Origin of the sequence: Natronococcus roseus (genome assembly GCF_043677095.1) — an archaeon.
GTDB lineage: Archaea > Halobacteriota > Halobacteria > Halobacteriales > Natrialbaceae > Natronococcus > Natronococcus roseus.
In genome coordinates, this window is record NZ_JBHLJR010000001.1 from 694,424 (window position 1) to 713,696 (window position 19,273).

The following is a 19,273-nucleotide window of genomic DNA, read 5'->3' on the forward strand; positions in this document are numbered from 1 at the left end:
TCCTTCCCGGCGATTCATCTGAAATCCGGTGTGTGACTCGCGACCAGTGTGCGGGCGGCTTCGATTCCGACGCGAACTCGGCGCGAGCGACCCCTGCTCTCGGAGGGAAAGAGCTAAGGAAAAATCATCTGAAAGACGGTGTATGCCTTTACACGCGGAGGGGACGGGGACGCTCGGCGAGTACGCCGCCGAGCACGGCGCGGTCGCCCACTCTCGCTCCAAGTCTCGCGACGATCCGCTCTCGGTCCTGGACGAGGAAGATCGGATCTTCGCGAACGAGGATCTGCTCCGGATCGACCACGTCCCCGACCAGAACAAGATCGTCGGTCGGAACAACCAGATCGAGACCGTCGCCCGACGGCTCAAGCCGACGATCACCGGCGGAACGGGCAAGGGGACACTCCTGCTCGGGAAGTCGGGCTCCGGAAAGACGCTGGTCACCCGCTACGTCAGCCGCGAGGTCGTCGGCCGCGGCCTCGAGAACGACGTCCGGATCGGCCGTGCGGTCATCGACTGCGCCCAGCGTCGCTCGGAGGTCCAGACGGTCATCCACCTCGCAAAGAGTCTGAACGAACCCGAGAAGACCGGGATCACGATCCCCCACTCCGGGATCGCCACGGGGGCGTACTACGATCGGCTCTGGTCGGTCATCGACGAGCTGTACGACGCGATCATCGTCGTTCTGGACGAGATCGATCGGCTCGCGCCGCCCGACGACGTCGAGAACGTTCCCCCCGAGGAGGCCGACGACAGCAAGCTGCTCATGCAGCTCTCGCGGGCGGGCGAGGAGAACGACGTCGACGCCAGCATCACGGTCATCGGCATCAGCAACGACCTGAAGTACGGCGACCGACTCGACACCCGCGTCGAGAGTTCGTTCTCGCCCGACGAGATCGTCTTCCCGGCCTACGACGCGAACCAGCTCGGGGACATCCTCGAGCGCCGGCGCGACGCCTACCGCGAGAACGTGTTGACCGACGACGTCATTCCGCTGTGCTCGGCGTTTTCCGCCCAGGAACACGGCGACGCGCGCCGGGCGATCGATCTCTTCCGGCTCGCGGGGGAGGTCGCCAGGGACAACGATGCCGCCCAGGTCACGGAGAGCCACGTCCGGGTCGCAAACGACGACGCCGAAGTAACCCGGATCCAGGATCTCATCAGGGGGTGTCCCACGCAGGCGAAGATCGCGATCGCGGCGCTTGCGACCATGGACGAGTTCTCCGAGCGCTCGGCGTTCAAGGCCACCGAGATGTACCGCGTCTACCGCGCGTTCGCCGAGGCGATCGACGCCAACGTCCTCGGCAAGAAACGCATCACCGACCAGCTCCGAGAGTACGAGACGCTGAAGATCATCAACATGACCAGAACCAGCGACGGCTACCGCGAGGGCACCTACCTCCAGCTCTCCCTGCTCGACGACTCGAGTCTCCTGCTCCAGACGATCGGCCTCGACGAGCGGTGTGCGAACATCCCGATCGACGGGCGGATGCGCCAGCACCTCGTCTCCATAGTGGGATCGTAGCCCAGACTATTTTGTACCACTGATGACCAATATATTTTTCATCTACGGCACGAAATTCACGAGCAATGGAGCATGACGGGGTCCGCGCGTCGACGCTCGAGCGGGAGGCGTTCCTGTCGATGAGCGAGCGGACGCGCGATATTTCGACTGACGAGGTCTGCATCCTCATCCCGACGCTGAACGAGGCGGCGACGATCGGCGGGGTGATCGACGGCTTCCGCGAACAGGGGTACTCGAACGTTGTCGTCGTCGACGGCAACTCCGACGACAATACCCGGGAGATCGCGCGCGAGCGAGGCGCCCAAGTGTTCACCCAGGCCGGCGACGGAAAGGGCCAGGCCGTCAGGGAGACCCTGGAGTACGTCACCGTCCCGTACGTGTTGATGGTCGACGGCGACGGCACCTACGATCCGGCCGACGCCAAACGGATGCTCGAGCCGCTCTCGCGGGGGTACGAACACGTCATCGGGAACCGGTTTGCGGACATGGACGACGACGCGATGAAGGCGCTGAACGGGTTCGGAAACAGACTAATCAACCGCTCGTTTCGGCTGATTCACGGCGCCGAGTACGAGGATATCCTCTCGGGATACCGGGCGTTTACGACCGATTCGTTCGAACGCCTCGCGCTCGACTCGGACGGGTTCACGATCGAGACCGAACTCGCCGTCGAGTGCGTCAAACACGGGATCGACACGACGGTCGTTCCGGTCAGTTACAGCGCTCGGCCGGAGGCCTCGGAGACGAACCTCCACCCGCTCAGAGACGGCGGGACGATCGTGCTGGCGCTGTACTCGCTGGCGAAGACGAACAACCCGCTGTTTTACTTCGGGAGCCTCGGCGCGGCGAGCATTGCCTCCGGCGGCGTCGTGGCGATGTACGTCCTCTGGCAGTGGATCCAGTATCAACAGGGCCACGAGATTCTGGCGGTTGTCTCGGCGGCCGCGATCCTGCTCGGCGTGCAGTTGCTCATGTTCGGCGTGCTTTCGGACATGCTCGTGACGCTGCACCGCGAACAGCGCCGCCGACTCGAACAGATTACGCGGGCCGAACGCGAGCGGGACCGAGACGACGAGTAGCGAACCGGACGGCTAGAACGGCAGCATCGATCGAAACTGCTGGACGACGCCGTTGGAGTTCTGTCGGCGGTGTTCCTCGAACGGTTCGTGGAGCGCGTTCAGCAACTGCTGGCGCGAGTCGAACCGTTCCTTGTCGGTCTCCGCGAGCATCTCGCCGAGCGGAACGTCGTTCCCGTGAACGTCGTACGAGATACGCTCGTGGCCGAGTTCGGCGTCGACGTCGTCTTTCGTCGCCGGAAACGAGAGCTCCGAGCGCCTGAGACGCGCGTCGACGGCGGCGATTCCGAAGTCGACGCTCTCCGGCTCGTCGTCGTCGTCGTTCGATGGTGGCCTGACTCCCATACGTCGCCCATAGAACGCCACATATCAAAACCGCTGCGGAGACGGTCGACGATCCGGCAGCTTCCCAGCGTCGAGTGCGGTTCGCCCCACAGCCCGCGCCATCGAGCCGTCGCCGGCCCGTCTCCGGGAAACGAGCCATCGAGCGGCGACACGTCTTTGGGGGCCGCGCCGGAGTATCTCGTATGGTCGAGTACACCACGGTTTCGATCCCGAAGGATCTGGCAGATCGCGTCGACGAAACGATCGAGGGGACGAGTTTCCAGAGCACCAGCGACCTGGTCCGGTTCCTGCTCCGAAGCATCGTCATCCAGCACCAGCGACAGGGCGAGCTGACCGAGGCCGAGTTCGAGGAGATCACCGAACAGCTCCGCGGACTGGGCTACCTCGAGTAGTACGGCGGTTCGTCGGAACGGGATCGGCCCGCCGAGGCCCAGTCCCGGCGACTGGATCGACCCGAGACTCAGTCCCGGAGTTTTCGCTCGGGTGCTCGCGCGTCGAGGATCTCGAGGGGCTGGCGCTCGCCGAACCGATCGAAGGCGCCAAACGACGCCTCGTCGATCTCCCAGGGCGGGACGGCGACGAAGACCACCTGGGCGAGGTCGTCGCGTTTGGTCACCTCGAGCTCCCGCACGGGATGGGAGACGAACTGGCCCTGGGCCTGTCGGGCCGGCGTCGAGAGATCGACGCCGAACACCGCGTTGACCGCGTTCCCGGGGTCGGGCAGGAAGAAGTCCGTAAAGACCGGCGTCTCGGGCGGGAGCCCCTCCGCTCCCTCGAGCTCCCCGGCCGGGGTCACCGAGACCCCGGTCCGGACCCGGTCCGGATCGGCGTCCTCGGCCAGCTCGAGCAACACCTCGACCAGGGCGCGAGTGACGTAGACCACGTCCTACCCGTACGGGCCCGCGACAGTTAGCTGTATCCCATCAAAACGGCAACAACTTTCGTCCGGTCTTGGCGTACAGCAGCGGGGCTCGCGTCCGCGACTGAGAGAGGGCGGTCTCGAGGGCCGTCGTCGCGTCGGTCAGCACGCCGGGGCCGTGGCCGACGAGCACCCGGTCGGGGGCGAGGTCGCCGAGAGCGTCCCGCGGCGGGATCGCCCGCCGCATTGGGTGGACCCCGAGACGTTCCCCTCTGGTGACGAAGTAGTCGACGGTACCGACCGACTCCGGGACGACGAGTGTTCGCCGATCGGGATCGTAGAGGGCGACCTCCTGCCAGAACCGGCTGTCGACCACCGTTCGCGTCTTGAACCCCGTATCGGCGAGCTCGTCGCCGAAGCGAACCACGGGCGCCTCGAGTTCCTCGGAGACGCCCTCGAAGAACGCCGGGAGGTACACCGGGACGTCGTGGCGGTTCGCGACGTCGGCGGCGTCGCGTTTGTGTCGATCCAGCGTGACGACGACGCCGCGGACCTCGCCGAACTCCGCGAGAAGTGCGTCGACCCCCTCGGCGTCGACGGGGTCGATCACCCACACCTCGCCCTCGTGCTCGAGGGCGTGGCTGGCCCGCTGCATCTCCTCGTCTGGGTGGGCGATCCAGCCGACGCCGCCGTCGAACCGATCGATCTCCGCGAGCTCGGTCGAGCGCTCGTCGACGCGAAATGGCATGCCCGAGGATACGATCGCTCGTCCCATAAACCTGGACGAAGCCGCCGATTCCGCCGGTTCGTTCCCGATCTCTCCCCGCCGAGTCGCTCGTCGCACCGCCTCCGATGACGCCGAACTCGCCGCGGCGACGCTTCTATGCTCCCGCCCCGAGTACAGGGGACCATGCTCACCGGCCTCTCCCGGCTCGCGCTCGAGGTCAAGTATCTCGAGCCGGCGCGGCGGTTCTACGCGGAGACGCTGTCCCTGCCCGTCCGCGAGGACGGCGAGAACGAGGTCGTCCTGGCCGCGGGCGAGACCGACCTCGTCCTCCGGCGACCCGAGGCGGTTCCGCGGGGCGGACTCCACACCCACTACGCCCTCTCGGTCCCCGGCGGAGAGTACGACGAGTGGTGGGACCGCCTGAGCGCCGAGTACGACCTCGAGGAGGCTCAGTTCGGCTCCTCGCGGTCGCTGTACCTGTACGACCCCGACGGGAACTGCGTCGAACTCGGCCAGCGTGACGTCGCGGGGCCGGGGATCGACGGCCTGTTCGAGGTCGTCCTCGAGGTCGAATCGATCGAACGGGCCCGCGAGTTCTACGAGGCGCTGGGCTTTCGAACGGTCGACGTCGGTTCCGACCGCAAGCGGGTGCGGCTGAACGGCCCGATGGCTCTCGAGCTGTGGGAACCGCACCTCGGGATCGCCGACGGTCGCGGCGGCGTTCACGTCGACCTCGGATTCGAGACCGACGATCCGAAAGCGGCGCTCGAGGCGATCGAGGACCGCGTCGATCGGGTCGAGCGCGAGACCGACGACGAGGTCGTGGTCCGCGATCCCGACGGCCACTGGCTCACGTTCCGGACGCCCGGGCCTGCAGCTGAGCGGTGAACTTCCTTCCTCCCTCTCGTCGGAGGAATCGACCATGTCCGACCGATCACGACGCGAGGACGACGGGGTCGTCTACCGGACGTTCGACGTCGACGAGGCCGATCCGAACGTGAGCGTCGCCCGAACCGTCGCCGAACTCGAGAACGTCGAGACCGAGGAACTGACGCCGCTGTACGGCTGCATCGACCACATCCTCGAACACGTCTTCTCGGACCCACCCGTCCCCGCCGCGGAAGCCCAAATCACCTTCTCCTACGAGGGATACCGGATCACCGTCGAGCAGGACGGAAACGCCGTCTTCAGAAAGCAGGGAGGACGGGAGTAGCGTCCCGTCCGTCGCTCGTCCACTCACACGCCCGGAGCAGCCGCCAACGGCCCCGTCGCGACGGAGCCTGCGCTGCGCAGGCACGAGCCTTATTCTCCTCAGCGGAGTCCGTCCCGACGGATCGCCCATGACTATCGAAACGACCGAAGACCTCTTCGTCGAAGGATTGAAACACGCCTACTACACCGAACAGCGCCTCGTCGACGCCCTCGAGGAACTCGAGGAGACGTCTTCGAGCGAGGAGCTCGCGGACGGGTTCGCCGAACACCGCGAGGAGACTCAGACGCACGTCGACCGCATCGAGCAGGTGTTCGAACAGCTCGACGCCGAGGCCGAAGCGGAGGAGGACCCGGTCGTCGAGGGGATGATCGAGGCCCACGAGGAGTTCATGAGCAAGGATCCGAGCGACGAGGCAATCGACCGGTTCAACATCGCCGCCGGACAGAAGAGCGAACACTACGAGATCGCTAGCTACGGCAACCTCGTTCCGATGGCCGACCAGCTCGGGATGGACGACGCCGCCGACACGCTCGAGGAGACGCTGCGCGAGGAACAGGACGAGCTCGACACCCTCTCGGAGTACGGCGAGCAGTTCGACTACGACGAGCTCGAGGCCTAACACCTTCGAGCGCCGTCAGCGGACCCGATGCCGCAAACCCACTGTTTTTGTGCGACTCGAGCCCGATCGGGAACCCGGATCTCGGCCCGATCCGGAGCCGCTACAGCCGATCCGTGTTGACGTCGATCCCCGGCGGCGTGACGACCAGAAAGCCGCGAAAGTGGATGAGGTTTCCGCCCGACTCCTTGACGTCGCGGGCGAAGCCGGAGGCGAGTTCGTTGACCTCGCCGTCGACGCAGAGGACGAGGACGTTCCCCGTCGAGACCGCCTCGAGCCACTCCGAGGACGGCGTCGTTCCGTCGAGGACGCCGAGGACGATTTCGCCGTCGAGATCGAACTCCTCGTCGATGTGTTCCTCGACGGTCCGGAGGTCGAGATCGAAATCGCTCATATCGATCCCCTCGAAGCGCGGCGAGAAAAACGTTCGCTTCGCGTCTCAGTCCTGGGGAAACTCCTTTCTGAACCCGCGGAACTCGGTGCGGTGAGCCTCCTCGTCGGCGAGGATCGTCACCGCGACGTCCTCGGTGATCGGGTCGTTCGCGTCCTCGGCGGCCTCGAGCAACGACCGGTACGTCTCTAAAGCGTCCTCCTCGGCCTCGAGGACGCCGTCGATCACCGACTCGACGTCGGTGGTGTCCTCGGGCGGCTGCAGACTCGACTGACTGGCCTCGAACGACTCCGAGCCGGGCGGGGACCGATCGAGCTGCTTCAGTCGGTTGCCGAGCAGCCGCGCGTGCTCGAGCTCCTCGTCGACGTCGGCCTCGAGGCTCGATTTGACCTCCTCGGCGTGGACTCCATCAAGCACGATGGCGTTTGTCAGGTAGTTCATCACGGTCTCGAGTTCGTCGATGTAGGCCTCCGTCAGGAGGTCCGTAACGTCGTCTTCGGACATTGCTCGCGGCCCTACGACGACCCGGGATTTAGTTCTCACACGTGCTCGCGATTTGTCGTCGATCCGCGCTCGCGGTACACTCTTGGCGCGCGCCCGCCAACCACCGCTCATGCGCGAGCTCGACGAGACGGACCTCGAGATCCTCGAGTTGCTGGCGACCGACGCCCGGCGGCCGTACAAGGAGATCGCCGACCGGGTCGACCTGACGCCGCCGGCGGTCTCGGATCGGATCTCCCGGCTCGAGAGCCAGGGGATCATCCGGGGGTTTACGATCGATGTCGACCGCGAGCGCCTTCACGGCGAGGTCTCGGTGCTGGTCGACCTCGAGCCCGCTCCCGAGGCGGTCGACGACGTCTACGCGGCCGCGGGCGAGCTCGAGGGCGTCGAGCGCGTCCTCGAGGGAGTCGACGGCCGCGTCGTCGTCCACGCGACGATCGCCGGGGGCGACGTCCGCTCGTGGCTCGCTCGCGAGGTCGACCTCGCCTCGCTGTCGGGCTACGACGTCACGCTGCTCAACCGGTCGGCTCGCGTCGCCGCGCTCTCGGCGACCGGGTTCGCCCTCGAGTGTGTCGTCTGCGGGAAACGGGTCACCGGCGACGGCGTGACGGCGACCGTCGACGGCGAGATCAAGACGTTCTGCTGTTCCTCCTGCGAGGATCGATATCTGAGCCGGTACGAGTCTCACAGGGACGCCCTCGAGTGAGCGGCGTCGAAACCAGTCGAGCTGTAACACGTGCGGATCTCCGGCGGGAACCGATCCGTTCGTCCCGTAACCCGGTTCCTCTCTCGACCGCTGTTTCGAAATATACTGATCAGTGGACGATAACACAGAACTCCCTCGCGAAATCGAGTCTTACTGACCGACCGTCCACCGGGAACCGCGCGCCAGCCGGACCGAGTTATTTTCGAGTATATTCGGATGGATTGTAGGTGCTCGAGCGACCGATCTCGGAGTCGACTCGCGGAGCGAGCAGTATGATAATAGGATATCTGTTGAATAATAGGTTGTTGATGTCTTGCGGTTTTCCTCCGACGGGGGAGTTCTGCGAGGGCTGACACGTCGTCCCATCCCGCAGGCAGCGTCAGGTTTATATACGACGTCGATCCTCGGATCGGATACAATGTCTTCACAAGGCAACCCGACCTCTGACACCAGTCAGGGGGGTCGAGTTCTTCCAGGGCACGTTAGATTCCACTGACGAAATCGAGTCAGCACGTGTCTTCGATACGACGCTGCGGGACGGCGAACAGTCGCCCGGGACGTCGTTTTCCTACGACGACAAACGCGAGATCGCCGCGGTTCTGGACGAGATGGGTACCCACGTTATCGAGGCCGGATTCCCCGTCAACTCCGAGGCCGAGTTCGAGGCGGTCCGGGACATCGCGTCCTCGACGTCGACGACCACCTGCGGGCTGGCCCGCGTCGTCGACGACGACATCGAGGCCGCACTGGATTCCGGCGTCGAGATGGTGCACACGTTCGTCAGCACCAGCGACGTCCAGATCGAGGACTCGATGCACGCCACCCGCGAGGACGTAGTACAGCGCGCCGTCGAGTCGGTCGAGCGGATCACCGAAGCGGGGGCGACCTGCATGTTCTCGCCGATGGACGCGACTCGAACCGACGAGGCGTTCCTGATCGACGTGATCGAGGCCGTCTCGGAGGCGGGAACGGACTGGATCAACATCCCGGACACCTGCGGGGTCGCCACGCCCAACCGGTTCCGAGTGATGATCGAGAAGGTCTGTGCCCACACGGACGCGCGGGTCGATGTCCACACCCACGACGACTTCGGGCTGGCGACCGCCAACGCCCTGTCGGGGATCGAGGCCGGCGCCGACCAGGCGCAGGTGTCTGTCAACTCGATCGGCGAACGGGCCGGTAACGCCGCCTACGAGGAGTTCGTGATGGCTGTCGAGTCGGTCTACCAGTGCGACACGGGAATCGACACGACCCGCATCATGGAACTCTCCGAGATCGTCGAGGAGAAGAGCTCGATCGAGACGCCGGGGAACAAACCCGTCGTCGGCGACAACGCCTTCTCCCACGAGAGCGGGATCCACGCCGCGGGCGTCATCGAGAACTCGGACACCTTCGAACCCGGCGTCATGACCCCCGAAATGGTCGGCGCGACGCGCCGACTGGTCATGGGGAAACACACCGGGACCCACTCGGTCCGCGAACGCCTCGAGGAGCGCGGGTACGTGCCCACCGACGACGAGGTGCGGACGGTAACGCGCCGTGTTAAGGACTACGGCGCCGAGAAGCGCCGCATCACGGTCGAGGACTTAGAGCGGTTCGCCGAGGAGGCTGGCGTCGAGCGCCAGCGAGAGGAGGTGCAGATCTGAGGGATGGGTCCCTCGTTTGCCACCGGCCGGGAGCCCCGGCTATCGCGCCGTCGTTCCCGCCAGCGTTGCCCGGGACGAAACTATTATACTGGTTGCCCCGCCTACCAGTGGAGTAATGACGGATCGCGCTCGACCATCGGTTCGCACTCGCGACACCGACGGCAGCGCGCTCGCTCGCATTCGTATTGTAGGGGCCCACTAGCCCCTCACCAACTCCTTCCTCGACCCCGGCCCGTATCCGTCGCACCGACCGCCGAGCGACCCGCAATCCACCAGATGACACCAGCAACCAGAACGCATCGTCCGAATCCGGCAGGAGGGTATCGATACCGATGAGCGAACGCGCAGCACCAGTTACCGCGACCGAGGAACAGCGAGACGACCAGGAGACGCCGTCGGAGGAGCCGTCCGAAGCTGACGATACCGAGTCGGCAACCGATGCCGAACCGACACCGGTTACGACGGGCGCGGAATCCGTCGTCCGCGCGCTCGAGAACGCAGGTGTCGAGCACGCCTTCGGCGTGCAGGGCGGCGCGATCATGCCCGTCTACGACGCGCTGTACGACTCCGAGATCCACCACGTGACGATGGCCCACGAGCAGGGAGCCTCTCACGCGGCCGACGCCTACGGCATCGTCTCCGGGGAACCGGGGATCTGCCTGGCGACCTCGGGGCCGGGAGCGACGAATCTCGTCACCGGGCTGGCCGACGCCGACATGGACTCGGATCCGGTCGTCGCGCTGACCGGCCAGGTGCCGACGGAGTTCGTCGGCAACGACGCCTTCCAGGAGACCGACACCACCGGCGTCACGATGCCGGTGACGAAGACCAACACGTTCTCCAGCGAACCCGACCGGGTCGGCACGGACGTCAGCGAGGCGTTCGCGCTCGCGAGCGAGGGTCGACCGGGACCGACGCTGGTCGACCTGCCCAAGGACGTCACGAACGCCGAAACGGACCGCGAACCCGACGAACCGCGGACGCCCGACACCTACGAGGTCCAGGAGCGAGCGGACCCCGAGATCGTCGCGGCCGCGGCCGAACGCGTCGAGAACGCCAGCCGCCCGATCATGCTGCTCGGCGGCGGCGTGATCAAGGGTGACGCCACCGAGGTCTGTCGCGAGTTCGCGATCGAACACGAGATCCCGGTCGTCACGACGATGCCCGGAACCGGCGCCTTCCCCGAGGACCACGAGCTCGCACTCGAGGGTGCGGGGATGCACGGTACCGGCTACGCCAACATGGCGATCACCCACTGTGATACGATGGTCGCCGTCGGCACCCGGTTCGACGACCGCCTGACGGGTGGTATCGAGACGTTCGCGCCCGACGCCGAGATCATCCACGTCGACATCGATCCCGCGGAGATCTCGAAGAACATCCACGCGGACTACCCGCTGATCGGCGACGCCGGCACCGTTCTCGAACAGCTGACCGAGGCCGTCGACGAGTCGCCGCAGGCGACGAAGTGGCGCGCGCAGTGCCAGCAGTGGAAGTCCGACTACTCGATGGCCTACGACACGCCCGAAGACGAACCGGTCAAACCGCAGTTCGTCGTCGAGGCCTTAGACGAGGCCACGAGCGACCGGGCGGTCGTTACGACCGGCGTCGGCCAACACCAGATGTGGGCTTGGCAGTACTGGACCTACACCGAGCCCCGAACCTGGGTCTCGAGTCACGGGCTGGGCGCGATGGGCTACGGCCTCCCGGCGGCGATCGGCGCTCGCTTCGCGGCCGACGACGATCAGGAGGTCGTCTGCGTCGACGGCGACGGCTCGTTCCTGATGACGCTGCAGGGACTGTCGGTCGCCGTCCGCGAGAACCTGGACATCACGGTCGCCGTGCTCAACAACGAGTACATCGGGATGGTCCGCCAGTGGCAGGACGCCTTCTTCGACGGGCGCCACTCCGCCTCGGACTACGGCTGGATGCCCGAGTTCGACACGCTCGCCGAGGCCTTCGGCGCGGAAGGGTTCCGAATCGACGACTACGACGAGGTCGCGGATACGATCGACGCCGCGCTCGCCTACGACGGTCCCTCCGTGATCGACGTCCACATCGATCCGCAGGCGAACGTCTACCCGATGGTTCCAAGCGGCGGCGACAACGGTCAGTTCGCGCTGACGGAGGATCAGCTATGACACGAGAGCAGGGCCTCGACGGACCCGCTCCCGGGGAGCGGCCGTCTCCTGCGGGTCGGCGCAACAAACAGGGGATCCGCATCGACCCCGAGGTCGAGGCGAAACACGAACCTCGGCGGACCGTCATCTCGGCGCTCGTCAAACACGAACCCGGCGTGCTCGCCGAAGCCTCGGGACTGTTCTCGAGGCGGCAGTTCAACATCGAGAGCCTCACCGTGGGCCCGACCGACGACGACGAGCGCGCGCGGATCACGCTCGTCGTCGAGGAGCCCGATCCGGGGATCGACCAGATCAAAAAGCAGCTCCGGAAGCTGATCCCGGTGATCGCCGTGCGCGAACTCGAGCCCGACGCGATGCGCCGCGAGCTCGCCCTGGTGAAGGTCAACGCCGAACGACCCGACCAGGTCGCCGCCGTCGCGGATATGTACGACGCCAAGACCGTCGACTCGAGCCCCGAAACGGCGACCTTCGAAATCACGGGCGCCCGACAGAAGATCGAGGCCGCGATCGAGACGTTCTCCCAGTTCGGCATCCGCGAGATCTCCCGAACCGGGACGACGGCGCTCGCGCGGGGTACCGACGACACCGCGGCGCCCGCTCCGGCAGAATCGACCGCCAACGAGGCGAACAACACCCCCTACACCCAACCAGCAGACGATGACTGACGACGAATTCACCACCGAGATCTACTACGAATCGGACGCAGACGAATCGCAGCTCGACGACGTAACCGTCGCCGTCCTCGGCTACGGCAGCCAGGGCCACGCCCACGCGCTGAACCTCCACGACAGCGGGGTCGACGTGGTCGTCGGCCTCCGCGAGGACTCCTCCTCGCGCTCGGCCGTCGAAGCCGACGGACTCGAGGTCGTGACGCCCGTCGAGGCGGCCGCGCGAGCGGACATCGTCTCGATGCTGGTCCCCGACACGGTCCAGCCCCACGTCTACGAGCAGATCGAGGACGAGCTCGAGGCCGGCGACACGCTCCAGTTCGCTCACGGCTTCAACATCCACTACAACCAGATCCAGCCCGCCGAGGACGTCGACGTGACGATGATCGCGCCGAAGTCCCCGGGCCACCTCGTGCGGCGCAACTACGAGAACGGCGAGGGGACGCCGGGGCTGCTCGCGGTCTACCAGGACGCCACCGGCGACGCGAAAGAGCGCGCGCTCGCGTACTCGAAGGCGATCGGTTGTGCCCGCGCCGGCGTCGTCGAGACGTCGTTCCGCGAGGAGACCGAGACCGACCTCTTCGGCGAACAGGCCGTCCTCTGTGGCGGTATCGCCGAGCTGATCAAGGTCGGCTACGAGACGCTCGTCGACGCGGGCTACAGCAAGGAGATGGCGTACTTCGAGTGTCTCAACGAGATGAAGCTCATCGTCGATCTGATGTACGAGGACGGAATCGGCGCGATGTGGGATTCGGTTTCGGACACCGCCGAGTACGGCGGTCTCACCCGCGGCGAAGCCGTCATCGACGATCAGGTTCGCGCGAACATGGAGGAGGTACTCGAGGAGGTCCAGAACGGCGAGTTCGCGACCGAGTGGGTCACCGAGAACCAGGCCAACCGGCCCGTCTACACCCAGCTCAACCAGGCCGAGAAGGACCACGAGATCGAGGAGGTCGGCGAGCGCCTCCGCGCGCTGTTCGCCTGGCAGGAAGAACAGGAGTCGGAAACGGAAGACGAACGGGAGAAACTGCAAGCGGATTAGAATGAAACGAACGAACGACACCGAATCGGACGACGACTCGATGCGCGCGGTCAGCCACACCAACCCCTACACCGGCGAGACGGCCGGGCGGCTGTTCAGCCGCGGTCCGACGGTCGTGGCCGACGGCGGCCGGCGGAACGGAGCCGACGACGAGAATCCGGCCGCGACGGATCCGTCGGCCGACGACACGATGAAACGAGTCGATCACACGCCGCCGGAGGGCGCCGACGACGCGAACGACGTCTTCGAGCGGGGCAACGAACACGGCCGCGACGACGAGCGGGGAGCAACCGACGTATGAGCGAGGGCACCCTGTACGACAAGGTCTGGGACCGCCACAAGGTGACGACCCTGCCGACCGGACAGGACCAGCTGTTCGTCGGCCTCCACCTCATCCACGAGGTCACCAGCCCCCAGGCCTTCGGCATGCTCCGCGAGCGGGACCTCGAGGTCGCATACCCCGAGCTTACCCACGCGACGGTCGATCATATCATCCCGACGGCGGATCAGTCCCGTCCCTACGACGAGGACGCCGCCGAGGAGATGATGAGCGAGCTCGAGGAGAACGTCCGCGAGGCGGGCATCGAGTTCTCGGACCCCAACAGCGGGGACCAGGGGATCGTCCACGTCGTCGGTCCGGAGCAGGGGCTGACCCAGCCCGGGAAGACGATCGTCTGTGGCGACTCCCACACCTCGACTCACGGCGCCTTCGGCGCGCTCGCCTTCGGCATCGGCACCAGCCAGATCCGGGACGTGCTCGCGACGGGCACCCTGGCCTTCGAGAAGCAGAAGGTGCGAAAGATCGAAGTCGAGGGCGAACTCGGCGACGGCGTCGAGGCGAAGGACGTCATCCTCGAGATCATCCGCCGACTGGGTACCGAGGGCGGCGTCGGCTACGTCTACGAGTACGCCGGCTCCGCGATCGAGGACCTGGGGATGGAGGGTCGGATGTCGATCTGTAACATGTCGATCGAGGGCGGCGCCCGCGCGGGCTACGTCAACCCGGACGAGACCACCTACGAGTGGCTCGAGGAGACGGATTACTTCCAGGAGAACCCGGAGAAATTCGACGAACTCAAGCCGTACTGGGAGTCGATTCGCTCGGACGACGACGCCGAGTACGACGACGTCGTAACGATCGACGCCGACGAGCTCGAGCCCGTCGTCACCTGGGGGACGACCCCGGGTCAGGGGATCGGCATCACCGACTCGATCCCCGAGCCCGAGGAGCTGCCCGCAGACAAGCAGGACACGGCACGACGCGCACAGGAGCACATGCGTGTCGAACCCGGCGAGACGATGGAAGGGTACGACATCGACGTCGCCTTCCTCGGCTCCTGTACCAACGCCCGCCTGCCCGATCTGCGACGGGCGGCCCGGATCGTCGAGGGTCGAGAGGTCCACGACGACGTCCGCGCGCTCGTCGTCCCCGGTAGCCAGCGCGTCCAGAAGACCGCCGAGGAGGAGGAGCTGAAGGAGATCTTCGAGGAAGCCGGCTTCGAGTGGCGCAACGCCGGCTGCTCGATGTGTCTGGGTATGAACGAGGACCAGCTCGAGGGCGACGAGGCCTGCGCCTCCTCCTCGAACCGGAACTTCGTCGGTCGCCAGGGAAGTAAGGACGGCCGTACCGTCCTGATGAACCCGCGGATGGTCGCCGCGGCGGCGATCACCGGAGAGGTTTCCGACGTTCGCGAGCTGCCGGAAGCGGAGGTGACCGCCCAATGAGTGGCGCGGACGAGGTCGAGATCCCCGAGGTCGACTACGTCTCGGGCACCGGCGTTCCGATCCGCGGCAACGACATCGACACCGACCAGATCATCCCGGCGCGCTTTATGAAGGTCGTCACCTTCGACGGACTGGGCGAGTTCGCGTTCTTCGATCTCCGGTTCGACGAGGACGACAACCAGAAGGACCACCCGTTTAACGAGGAGCGGTTCCAGGATTCGTCCGTGATGGTGGTCAACTCGAACTTCGGCTGTGGCTCCTCGCGCGAGCACGCTCCCCAGGCGCTGATGCGCTGGGGGATCGACGCCGTGATCGGCGAGAGCTTCGCCGAGATTTTCGCGGGCAACTGCCTCGCACTCGGCATTCCGACCGTAACGGCCGACAGCGAGACGATCCAGACGCTCCAGGACTGGGTCGACGACCATCCCGACGAGGAACTCGAGATCGACGTCGAGGCCGAGACGGTCTCCTACGGTAGTGAGACGATCGACGTCACCGTCGACGACGCCCAGCGCAAGGCCCTGGTCGACGGGGTCTGGGACACGACGGCGCTGATGAAGTCCAACGCAGGTGCGGTTCGGGACACCGCCCGCGAACTGCCGTACGTCGACTCCGAAGCGATCCCCGAGGCCGAGTAGGCCTCCTTTTCCGTTGGTTCCTCGACCGAGTAGCGGTAGCTAACGGCCGATCATATTTAGTATATTGAATTTCTATATTACACTAATGTCTCCGGGATCGGGAGTCGGTCGTCTCGCGACCCGGCCGAGAGCCGTCCTTCTCGTGCTCGTGCTGGTCGTCGGACTGGTCCCGGGAGCGGCGGTCGGGTCGGTCGGCGTCCCCGCCGGACCGATGGCCGGGGTCGACGACCCGACAGCTGGGGTCGACGACGCAACGGCGGTCGAGGCGCCGATCGACCCCGGACTCGAGGACGCCGAGGGCGAGGTCACCGTCCTCGTCCATCTCGAGTCGCCGCCATCGGTCAGTAGCGAGGAGCCCGCGGATCGACGGACGCGAGCCGAGGCGAGCCACGACCGGTTCGACCGGGAGGTCGCCTCGGACGACGCCGTCTCCGTCGAACGGGAGTTCTGGCTCACCACGGCCGTCCTCGCGACGGTCGACACCGAACGGACGGATCTCGAAACGCTCGCCCAGGCTGATGGGGTCACTGCGATCAGCGCGGACGAGGCGGTTTCCGGCGCGTCCGATCGAGTGGTCGACGACGCCGACGCGGACGTCGACGGAGAGGCGTCCGAGTCGGACGGCCCCTCGACCGGGCTCGAGCAGCTGAACGTTCCCGAGGCGTGGGACACCTACCGGACGGAGGGCGAGGGAACGTCCGTCGCGGTTCTCGATTCGGGCGTCGACGGCGACCACCCTGACCTCGACGTCGCCGAGTGGCGCGACTTCGGCGACGACCCCTCGGACGAGCCGATCGCCTACGACGATCACGGCACCCACGTCTCGGGCGTCGTCGCCGGGGGCAACGAGAGCGGCACGCAGATCGGCGTCGCCCCCGAGGCCGACCTCTACCACGGCGCCGTGATGACCAACTGCGAGGGTGAGGACTGCGTCGGCTACCAGCGCGACATCATCGCGGGCCTCGAGTGGGCCGTCGAGGCGGACGCGGACGTCATCGTGTTGAGCCTGGGGATCGAGGGATACAATCCGGGGCTGCTCGAGGCCGTCGAGAACGCGAACGACGCCGGAACGCCGGTCGTCAGCTCGGCCGGCAACCAGGGTGCGGGAACCTCCACGTCGCCGGGCAACCTCCACGCGACGACCAGCGTCGGCGCGGTGGACGACGGGGGCACCGTCCCCGAGTTCTCGAGCAGCGAGGAGATCGAGACGGCCGAGACGTGGGGTTCGGACGCACCGGAGCACTGGCCCGGCTCGTACGAGGTTCCGACCCTCGTCGCCCCCGGCGTCGACGTCACGAGCACGGCCCCTGGAGGCGGGTACACGACCAAAAGCGGCACCAGCATGGCCGCGCCCGCAGCCGGCGGGGCGGCCGCACTCGTCCAGTCGGCGACGGCGACGACGCTCGACGCGACGGAACTCGAGACCGCGCTGACCGAGACCGCGGTCGGCGGCGACGGCCAGCGCGACGGCCACGGGATCATCGACGTTCCGGCGGCGATCGAACGAGCCGGCTCGTACTCGACGATCGAGGGGACGGCCACCGATACGGTCACGGACGCCCCCCTCGAGGAGACGACGGTTACGGCTACCGGCGACGGCGACCGCCACGAGACGACGACCGACTCCGAGGGAACGTTCGAGTTCGAGGGCCTCGAGGCCGACCGGGAGTACGAGGTCGTCGCCGACAGCACCGGCTACGACTCGACGTCGGAGACGGCGTCACCGCCGGCCGACGGATCGGCGACCGTCGATCTCTCGCTCGCCGGTAGCGGGACGATCGACGTCGACCTCGCGGACGAGCAGTCCGAAACGCCGGTCGACGACGGAACGGTCGCGGCGACGGGGCCGACCGGTTCGTATCCAGGCGAGCGAACGGACGACGGCAACTACCGGATCGACGCCGTTCCCGGCGACGAGGAGTACGCCCTCGAGGTAGACGCGCCCGGTCGCCTCGCGGAGAAGCGAACGGTCGCCGTCGACGGTTCGGAAACCCGACCGGAGTCGTTCGATATGCGAGGCGATTCGACCCTCGAGATCGTCGTCGAGACCGGTGGCGGAGACCCGATCGAAAACGCGTCGATCGTCGTCGAATCCGAGTCGGGAGAGACGCTCGAGCCGGACGAGCGCACGGCCGCGGACGGGACGCTCGAGGTCACGATTCCCGGGACCGGCGAGGTGTACACGGTGACGGCCTCCGGATCGGATCTCGAGTCGACCACGGTCGAAACGGGGACCGTCGAGGAGGGAACGATCGAGACCGTCGTCGTCGCGCCTACCGAGGGCGATTCGGGCGCACCGGGCCCGATCATTCTCGCCGCGGCCGGCGTGGTCGTCGCGGTCGGCGTCGCACGGCTGGCGCGGTCCTAACCGGATTCCGCCTCGCAGGCGGGCAGTTCTCGTGGTATTCGATACCCTCTTTTTCCCCGGCGCGCGAGAGTCCGACATGACTCACGAGATCGCCGTCGTGCCCGGTGACGGAATCGGGCAGGAGGTCACGCCCGCAGCGGTCGACGTACTGAACGCCCTCGAGATCGACTTCGAGTTTACCGAGGCCGAGGCCGGCGACGCGGTCGCCGAGGAGACCGGCGACCCGCTCCCCCAGGAGACGTACGACCTCGCCGCGTCGACCGACGCGACGCTGTTCGGCGCGGCCGGCGAGACCGCGGCCGACGTCATCCTCCCGCTGCGGGAGGCCGTCGGCTCGTTCGTCAACGTTCGTCCCGCGACCGCGTATCCGGGAGTCGACGCCGTCCGTCCCGAGACCGATCTCGTCTTCCTCCGGGAGAACACCGAGGGCGTCTACGCGGGCCACGAGGACCGACTCACCGACGACGTTGCAACCCTCACCCGCGTGACGACGGAAACGGCCTCCCGACGGCTCGCGGAGTTCGCCTGCGAGTACGTCCAGCAAGGCGACCACGACGGCTTCACGATCGCCCACAAGGCGAACGTGATGCGCGAGACGGACGGGCTCTTCCGCGAGACGGTCGCCGACGTCGCCGACGACGCGGGCGTCGCGACCGACGAGGTGCTGATGGACGCCTTCGCGACGAGGGTCTGTCTCGACCCCGAGCAGTTCGACGTCGTCGTCTGTCCGAACCTCGCGGGCGACGTGCTCTCGGATCTCGCGGCCGGACTGGTCGGCGGGCTCGGCCTGCTCCCCTCCGCGAACGTCGGCCCCGATCGCGCGCTGTTCGAACCCGTCCACGGTACCGCCCCCGACATCGCCGGCGAGGGCGCCGCCAACCCCGCCGCGGCGATCCTCTCGGCGGCGATGCTTCTCGAGTACCTCGAGTACGACGAGGAGGCCGCGGCGGTCCGATCGGCGGTCGAAGCGACGCTGGAAGCGGGGCCGCGGACGGGCGACCTCGGCGGTGACGCGAGCACCGAGGACGTGACGAACGCGATTATCGACCGGCTGTAAAGCGGCTCGTTGTCGGCGGCGGTACCGCTCGA

Annotated in this window: 21 protein-coding genes; 16 read left to right on the forward strand and 5 right to left on the reverse strand. The window is 66.7% G+C overall.

All coding sequences use genetic code 11. The annotated features are described in order from the left end of the window. Positions 1–142: 142 nt before the first annotated feature. A complete protein-coding gene (locus tag ACFEMD_RS03610) occupies positions 143–1,522 on the forward strand; it encodes a Cdc6/Cdc18 family protein (RefSeq protein WP_394739525.1) in 1,380 nt (459 codons plus the stop codon). Between the two features lie 65 nt (positions 1,523–1,587). After that, complete coding sequence (gene aglJ / locus ACFEMD_RS03615; RefSeq protein WP_394739526.1) at positions 1,588–2,601, forward strand: S-layer glycoprotein N-glycosyltransferase AglJ; 1,014 nt, start codon at positions 1,588–1,590, stop codon at positions 2,599–2,601. A 12-nt stretch (positions 2,602–2,613) separates the two neighbouring features. On the opposite strand, the gene ACFEMD_RS03620 is transcribed toward aglJ, so the two are convergent. Continuing rightward, positions 2,614–2,943: a DUF5789 family protein gene (locus ACFEMD_RS03620; protein ID WP_394739527.1), complete on the reverse strand. Its 330-nt coding sequence runs from the start codon at positions 2,941–2,943 to the stop codon at positions 2,614–2,616. A gap of 182 nt (positions 2,944–3,125) precedes the next feature. Between ACFEMD_RS03620 and ACFEMD_RS03625 the strand changes: the two genes are divergently transcribed. Further along, positions 3,126–3,335: a ribbon-helix-helix domain-containing protein gene (locus tag ACFEMD_RS03625; protein WP_005559900.1), complete on the forward strand. Its 210-nt coding sequence runs from the start codon at positions 3,126–3,128 to the stop codon at positions 3,333–3,335. A 68-nt stretch (positions 3,336–3,403) separates the two neighbouring features. Here the strand turns inward: ACFEMD_RS03625 and ACFEMD_RS03630 are convergent, their stop codons facing one another. Both ACFEMD_RS03630 and ACFEMD_RS03635 read right to left on the reverse strand, forming a co-directional pair. Beyond that, positions 3,404–3,826 carry an MPN domain-containing protein gene (locus tag ACFEMD_RS03630; protein ID WP_394739528.1) on the reverse strand — a complete coding sequence of 141 codons (423 nt, stop codon included), beginning with the start codon at positions 3,824–3,826 and terminating at the stop codon, positions 3,404–3,406. A 40-nt stretch (positions 3,827–3,866) separates the two neighbouring features. After that, on the reverse strand, positions 3,867–4,550 hold the full coding sequence (locus tag ACFEMD_RS03635; RefSeq protein ID WP_394739529.1) for a hypothetical protein: 684 nt from the start codon (positions 4,548–4,550) through the stop codon (positions 3,867–3,869). Positions 4,551–4,712: 162 nt separating this feature from the next. On the opposite strand from ACFEMD_RS03635, the gene ACFEMD_RS03640 reads away from it, so the two are divergent. From ACFEMD_RS03640 to ACFEMD_RS03650, 3 genes are all read left to right on the forward strand, one after another. Next, the gene (locus ACFEMD_RS03640; protein WP_394739768.1) at positions 4,713–5,417 is read left to right on the forward strand and encodes a VOC family protein; all 705 of its coding nucleotides are present in this window, start codon (positions 4,713–4,715) and stop codon (positions 5,415–5,417) included. Between the two features lie 34 nt (positions 5,418–5,451). Continuing rightward, positions 5,452–5,742 carry a HalOD1 output domain-containing protein gene (locus ACFEMD_RS03645; RefSeq protein WP_394739530.1) on the forward strand — a complete coding sequence of 97 codons (291 nt, stop codon included), beginning with the start codon at positions 5,452–5,454 and terminating at the stop codon, positions 5,740–5,742. A 127-nt stretch (positions 5,743–5,869) separates the two neighbouring features. After that, positions 5,870–6,361, forward strand: coding sequence for a YciE/YciF ferroxidase family protein (locus ACFEMD_RS03650; RefSeq protein ID WP_394739531.1), 492 nt, complete (start codon positions 5,870–5,872; stop codon positions 6,359–6,361). Positions 6,362–6,461: 100 nt separating this feature from the next. Here the strand turns inward: ACFEMD_RS03650 and ACFEMD_RS03655 are convergent, their stop codons facing one another. Then, on the reverse strand, positions 6,462–6,752 hold the full coding sequence (locus ACFEMD_RS03655) for a DUF5779 family protein (protein WP_394739532.1): 291 nt from the start codon (positions 6,750–6,752) through the stop codon (positions 6,462–6,464). Positions 6,753–6,797: 45 nt separating this feature from the next. After that, on the reverse strand, positions 6,798–7,253 hold the full coding sequence (locus ACFEMD_RS03660; protein WP_394739534.1) for a ferritin-like domain-containing protein: 456 nt from the start codon (positions 7,251–7,253) through the stop codon (positions 6,798–6,800). A gap of 109 nt (positions 7,254–7,362) precedes the next feature. On the opposite strand from ACFEMD_RS03660, the gene ACFEMD_RS03665 reads away from it, so the two are divergent. The 10 genes from ACFEMD_RS03665 (at position 7,363) to ACFEMD_RS03710 (ending at position 19,241) form a co-directional block, all read left to right on the forward strand. After that, positions 7,363–7,956: a winged helix-turn-helix transcriptional regulator gene (locus ACFEMD_RS03665; protein WP_394739535.1), complete on the forward strand. Its 594-nt coding sequence runs from the start codon at positions 7,363–7,365 to the stop codon at positions 7,954–7,956. Positions 7,957–8,369: 413 nt separating this feature from the next. Beyond that, positions 8,370–9,602, forward strand: coding sequence for a LeuA family protein (locus ACFEMD_RS03670; protein WP_449560116.1), 1,233 nt, complete (start codon positions 8,370–8,372; stop codon positions 9,600–9,602). Between the two features lie 332 nt (positions 9,603–9,934). Then, positions 9,935–11,743 (forward strand): biosynthetic-type acetolactate synthase large subunit, encoded by a 1,809-nt coding sequence (gene ilvB, locus ACFEMD_RS03675; protein WP_394739536.1) that lies wholly within the window; start codon positions 9,935–9,937, stop codon positions 11,741–11,743. Then, a complete protein-coding gene (gene ilvN / locus ACFEMD_RS03680; protein ID WP_394739537.1) occupies positions 11,740–12,408 on the forward strand; it encodes an acetolactate synthase small subunit in 669 nt (222 codons plus the stop codon). Before ilvB ends, ilvN begins: the two co-directional genes overlap by 4 nt. Next, positions 12,401–13,453 carry a ketol-acid reductoisomerase gene (gene ilvC / locus ACFEMD_RS03685; RefSeq protein ID WP_394739538.1) on the forward strand — a complete coding sequence of 351 codons (1,053 nt, stop codon included), beginning with the start codon at positions 12,401–12,403 and terminating at the stop codon, positions 13,451–13,453. Before ilvN ends, ilvC begins: the two co-directional genes overlap by 8 nt. A gap of 1 nt (position 13,454) precedes the next feature. Next, the gene (locus tag ACFEMD_RS03690) at positions 13,455–13,754 is read left to right on the forward strand and encodes a hypothetical protein (RefSeq protein WP_005559884.1); all 300 of its coding nucleotides are present in this window, start codon (positions 13,455–13,457) and stop codon (positions 13,752–13,754) included. Further along, positions 13,751–15,178 (forward strand): 3-isopropylmalate dehydratase large subunit, encoded by a 1,428-nt coding sequence (gene leuC, locus ACFEMD_RS03695; protein WP_394739539.1) that lies wholly within the window; start codon positions 13,751–13,753, stop codon positions 15,176–15,178. The genes ACFEMD_RS03690 and leuC overlap by 4 nt, the downstream gene beginning before the upstream one ends. Continuing rightward, complete coding sequence (gene leuD / locus ACFEMD_RS03700; protein WP_394739540.1) at positions 15,175–15,816, forward strand: 3-isopropylmalate dehydratase small subunit; 642 nt, start codon at positions 15,175–15,177, stop codon at positions 15,814–15,816. The genes leuC and leuD overlap by 4 nt, the downstream gene beginning before the upstream one ends. Positions 15,817–15,901: 85 nt before the next feature. Beyond that, positions 15,902–18,184, forward strand: coding sequence for a S8 family serine peptidase (locus ACFEMD_RS03705; protein WP_394739541.1), 2,283 nt, complete (start codon positions 15,902–15,904; stop codon positions 18,182–18,184). Positions 18,185–18,260: 76 nt separating this feature from the next. Beyond that, complete coding sequence (locus tag ACFEMD_RS03710) at positions 18,261–19,241, forward strand: isocitrate/isopropylmalate dehydrogenase family protein (RefSeq protein WP_394739542.1); 981 nt, start codon at positions 18,261–18,263, stop codon at positions 19,239–19,241. Positions 19,242–19,273 lie beyond the last annotated feature (32 nt).

What these genes read in the sequence shown, in the direction of transcription:
- ACFEMD_RS03610 (WP_394739525.1), top strand. Translation starts at nt 143, where the DNA reads ATGCCTTTACACGCGGAGGGGACGGGGACGCTCGGCGAGTACGCCGCC.
- aglJ (WP_394739526.1), top strand. Translation starts at nt 1,588, where the DNA reads ATGGAGCATGACGGGGTCCGCGCGTCGACGCTCGAGCGGGAGGCGTTC.
- ACFEMD_RS03620 (WP_394739527.1), bottom strand. Translation starts at nt 2,943, where the DNA reads ATGGGAGTCAGGCCACCATCGAACGACGACGACGACGAGCCGGAGAGC.
- ACFEMD_RS03625 (WP_005559900.1), top strand. Translation starts at nt 3,126, where the DNA reads ATGGTCGAGTACACCACGGTTTCGATCCCGAAGGATCTGGCAGATCGC.
- ACFEMD_RS03635 (WP_394739529.1), bottom strand. Translation starts at nt 4,550, where the DNA reads ATGCCATTTCGCGTCGACGAGCGCTCGACCGAGCTCGCGGAGATCGAT.
- ACFEMD_RS03640 (WP_394739768.1), top strand. Translation starts at nt 4,713, where the DNA reads ATGCTCACCGGCCTCTCCCGGCTCGCGCTCGAGGTCAAGTATCTCGAG.
- ACFEMD_RS03645 (WP_394739530.1), top strand. Translation starts at nt 5,452, where the DNA reads ATGTCCGACCGATCACGACGCGAGGACGACGGGGTCGTCTACCGGACG.
- ACFEMD_RS03650 (WP_394739531.1), top strand. Translation starts at nt 5,870, where the DNA reads ATGACTATCGAAACGACCGAAGACCTCTTCGTCGAAGGATTGAAACAC.
- ACFEMD_RS03655 (WP_394739532.1), bottom strand. Translation starts at nt 6,752, where the DNA reads ATGAGCGATTTCGATCTCGACCTCCGGACCGTCGAGGAACACATCGAC.
- ACFEMD_RS03660 (WP_394739534.1), bottom strand. Translation starts at nt 7,253, where the DNA reads ATGTCCGAAGACGACGTTACGGACCTCCTGACGGAGGCCTACATCGAC.
- ACFEMD_RS03665 (WP_394739535.1), top strand. Translation starts at nt 7,363, where the DNA reads ATGCGCGAGCTCGACGAGACGGACCTCGAGATCCTCGAGTTGCTGGCG.
- ilvB (WP_394739536.1), top strand. Translation starts at nt 9,935, where the DNA reads ATGAGCGAACGCGCAGCACCAGTTACCGCGACCGAGGAACAGCGAGAC.
- ilvN (WP_394739537.1), top strand. Translation starts at nt 11,740, where the DNA reads ATGACACGAGAGCAGGGCCTCGACGGACCCGCTCCCGGGGAGCGGCCG.
- ilvC (WP_394739538.1), top strand. Translation starts at nt 12,401, where the DNA reads ATGACTGACGACGAATTCACCACCGAGATCTACTACGAATCGGACGCA.
- ACFEMD_RS03690 (WP_005559884.1), top strand. Translation starts at nt 13,455, where the DNA reads ATGAAACGAACGAACGACACCGAATCGGACGACGACTCGATGCGCGCG.
- leuC (WP_394739539.1), top strand. Translation starts at nt 13,751, where the DNA reads ATGAGCGAGGGCACCCTGTACGACAAGGTCTGGGACCGCCACAAGGTG.
- leuD (WP_394739540.1), top strand. Translation starts at nt 15,175, where the DNA reads ATGAGTGGCGCGGACGAGGTCGAGATCCCCGAGGTCGACTACGTCTCG.
- ACFEMD_RS03705 (WP_394739541.1), top strand. Translation starts at nt 15,902, where the DNA reads ATGTCTCCGGGATCGGGAGTCGGTCGTCTCGCGACCCGGCCGAGAGCC.
- ACFEMD_RS03710 (WP_394739542.1), top strand. Translation starts at nt 18,261, where the DNA reads ATGACTCACGAGATCGCCGTCGTGCCCGGTGACGGAATCGGGCAGGAG.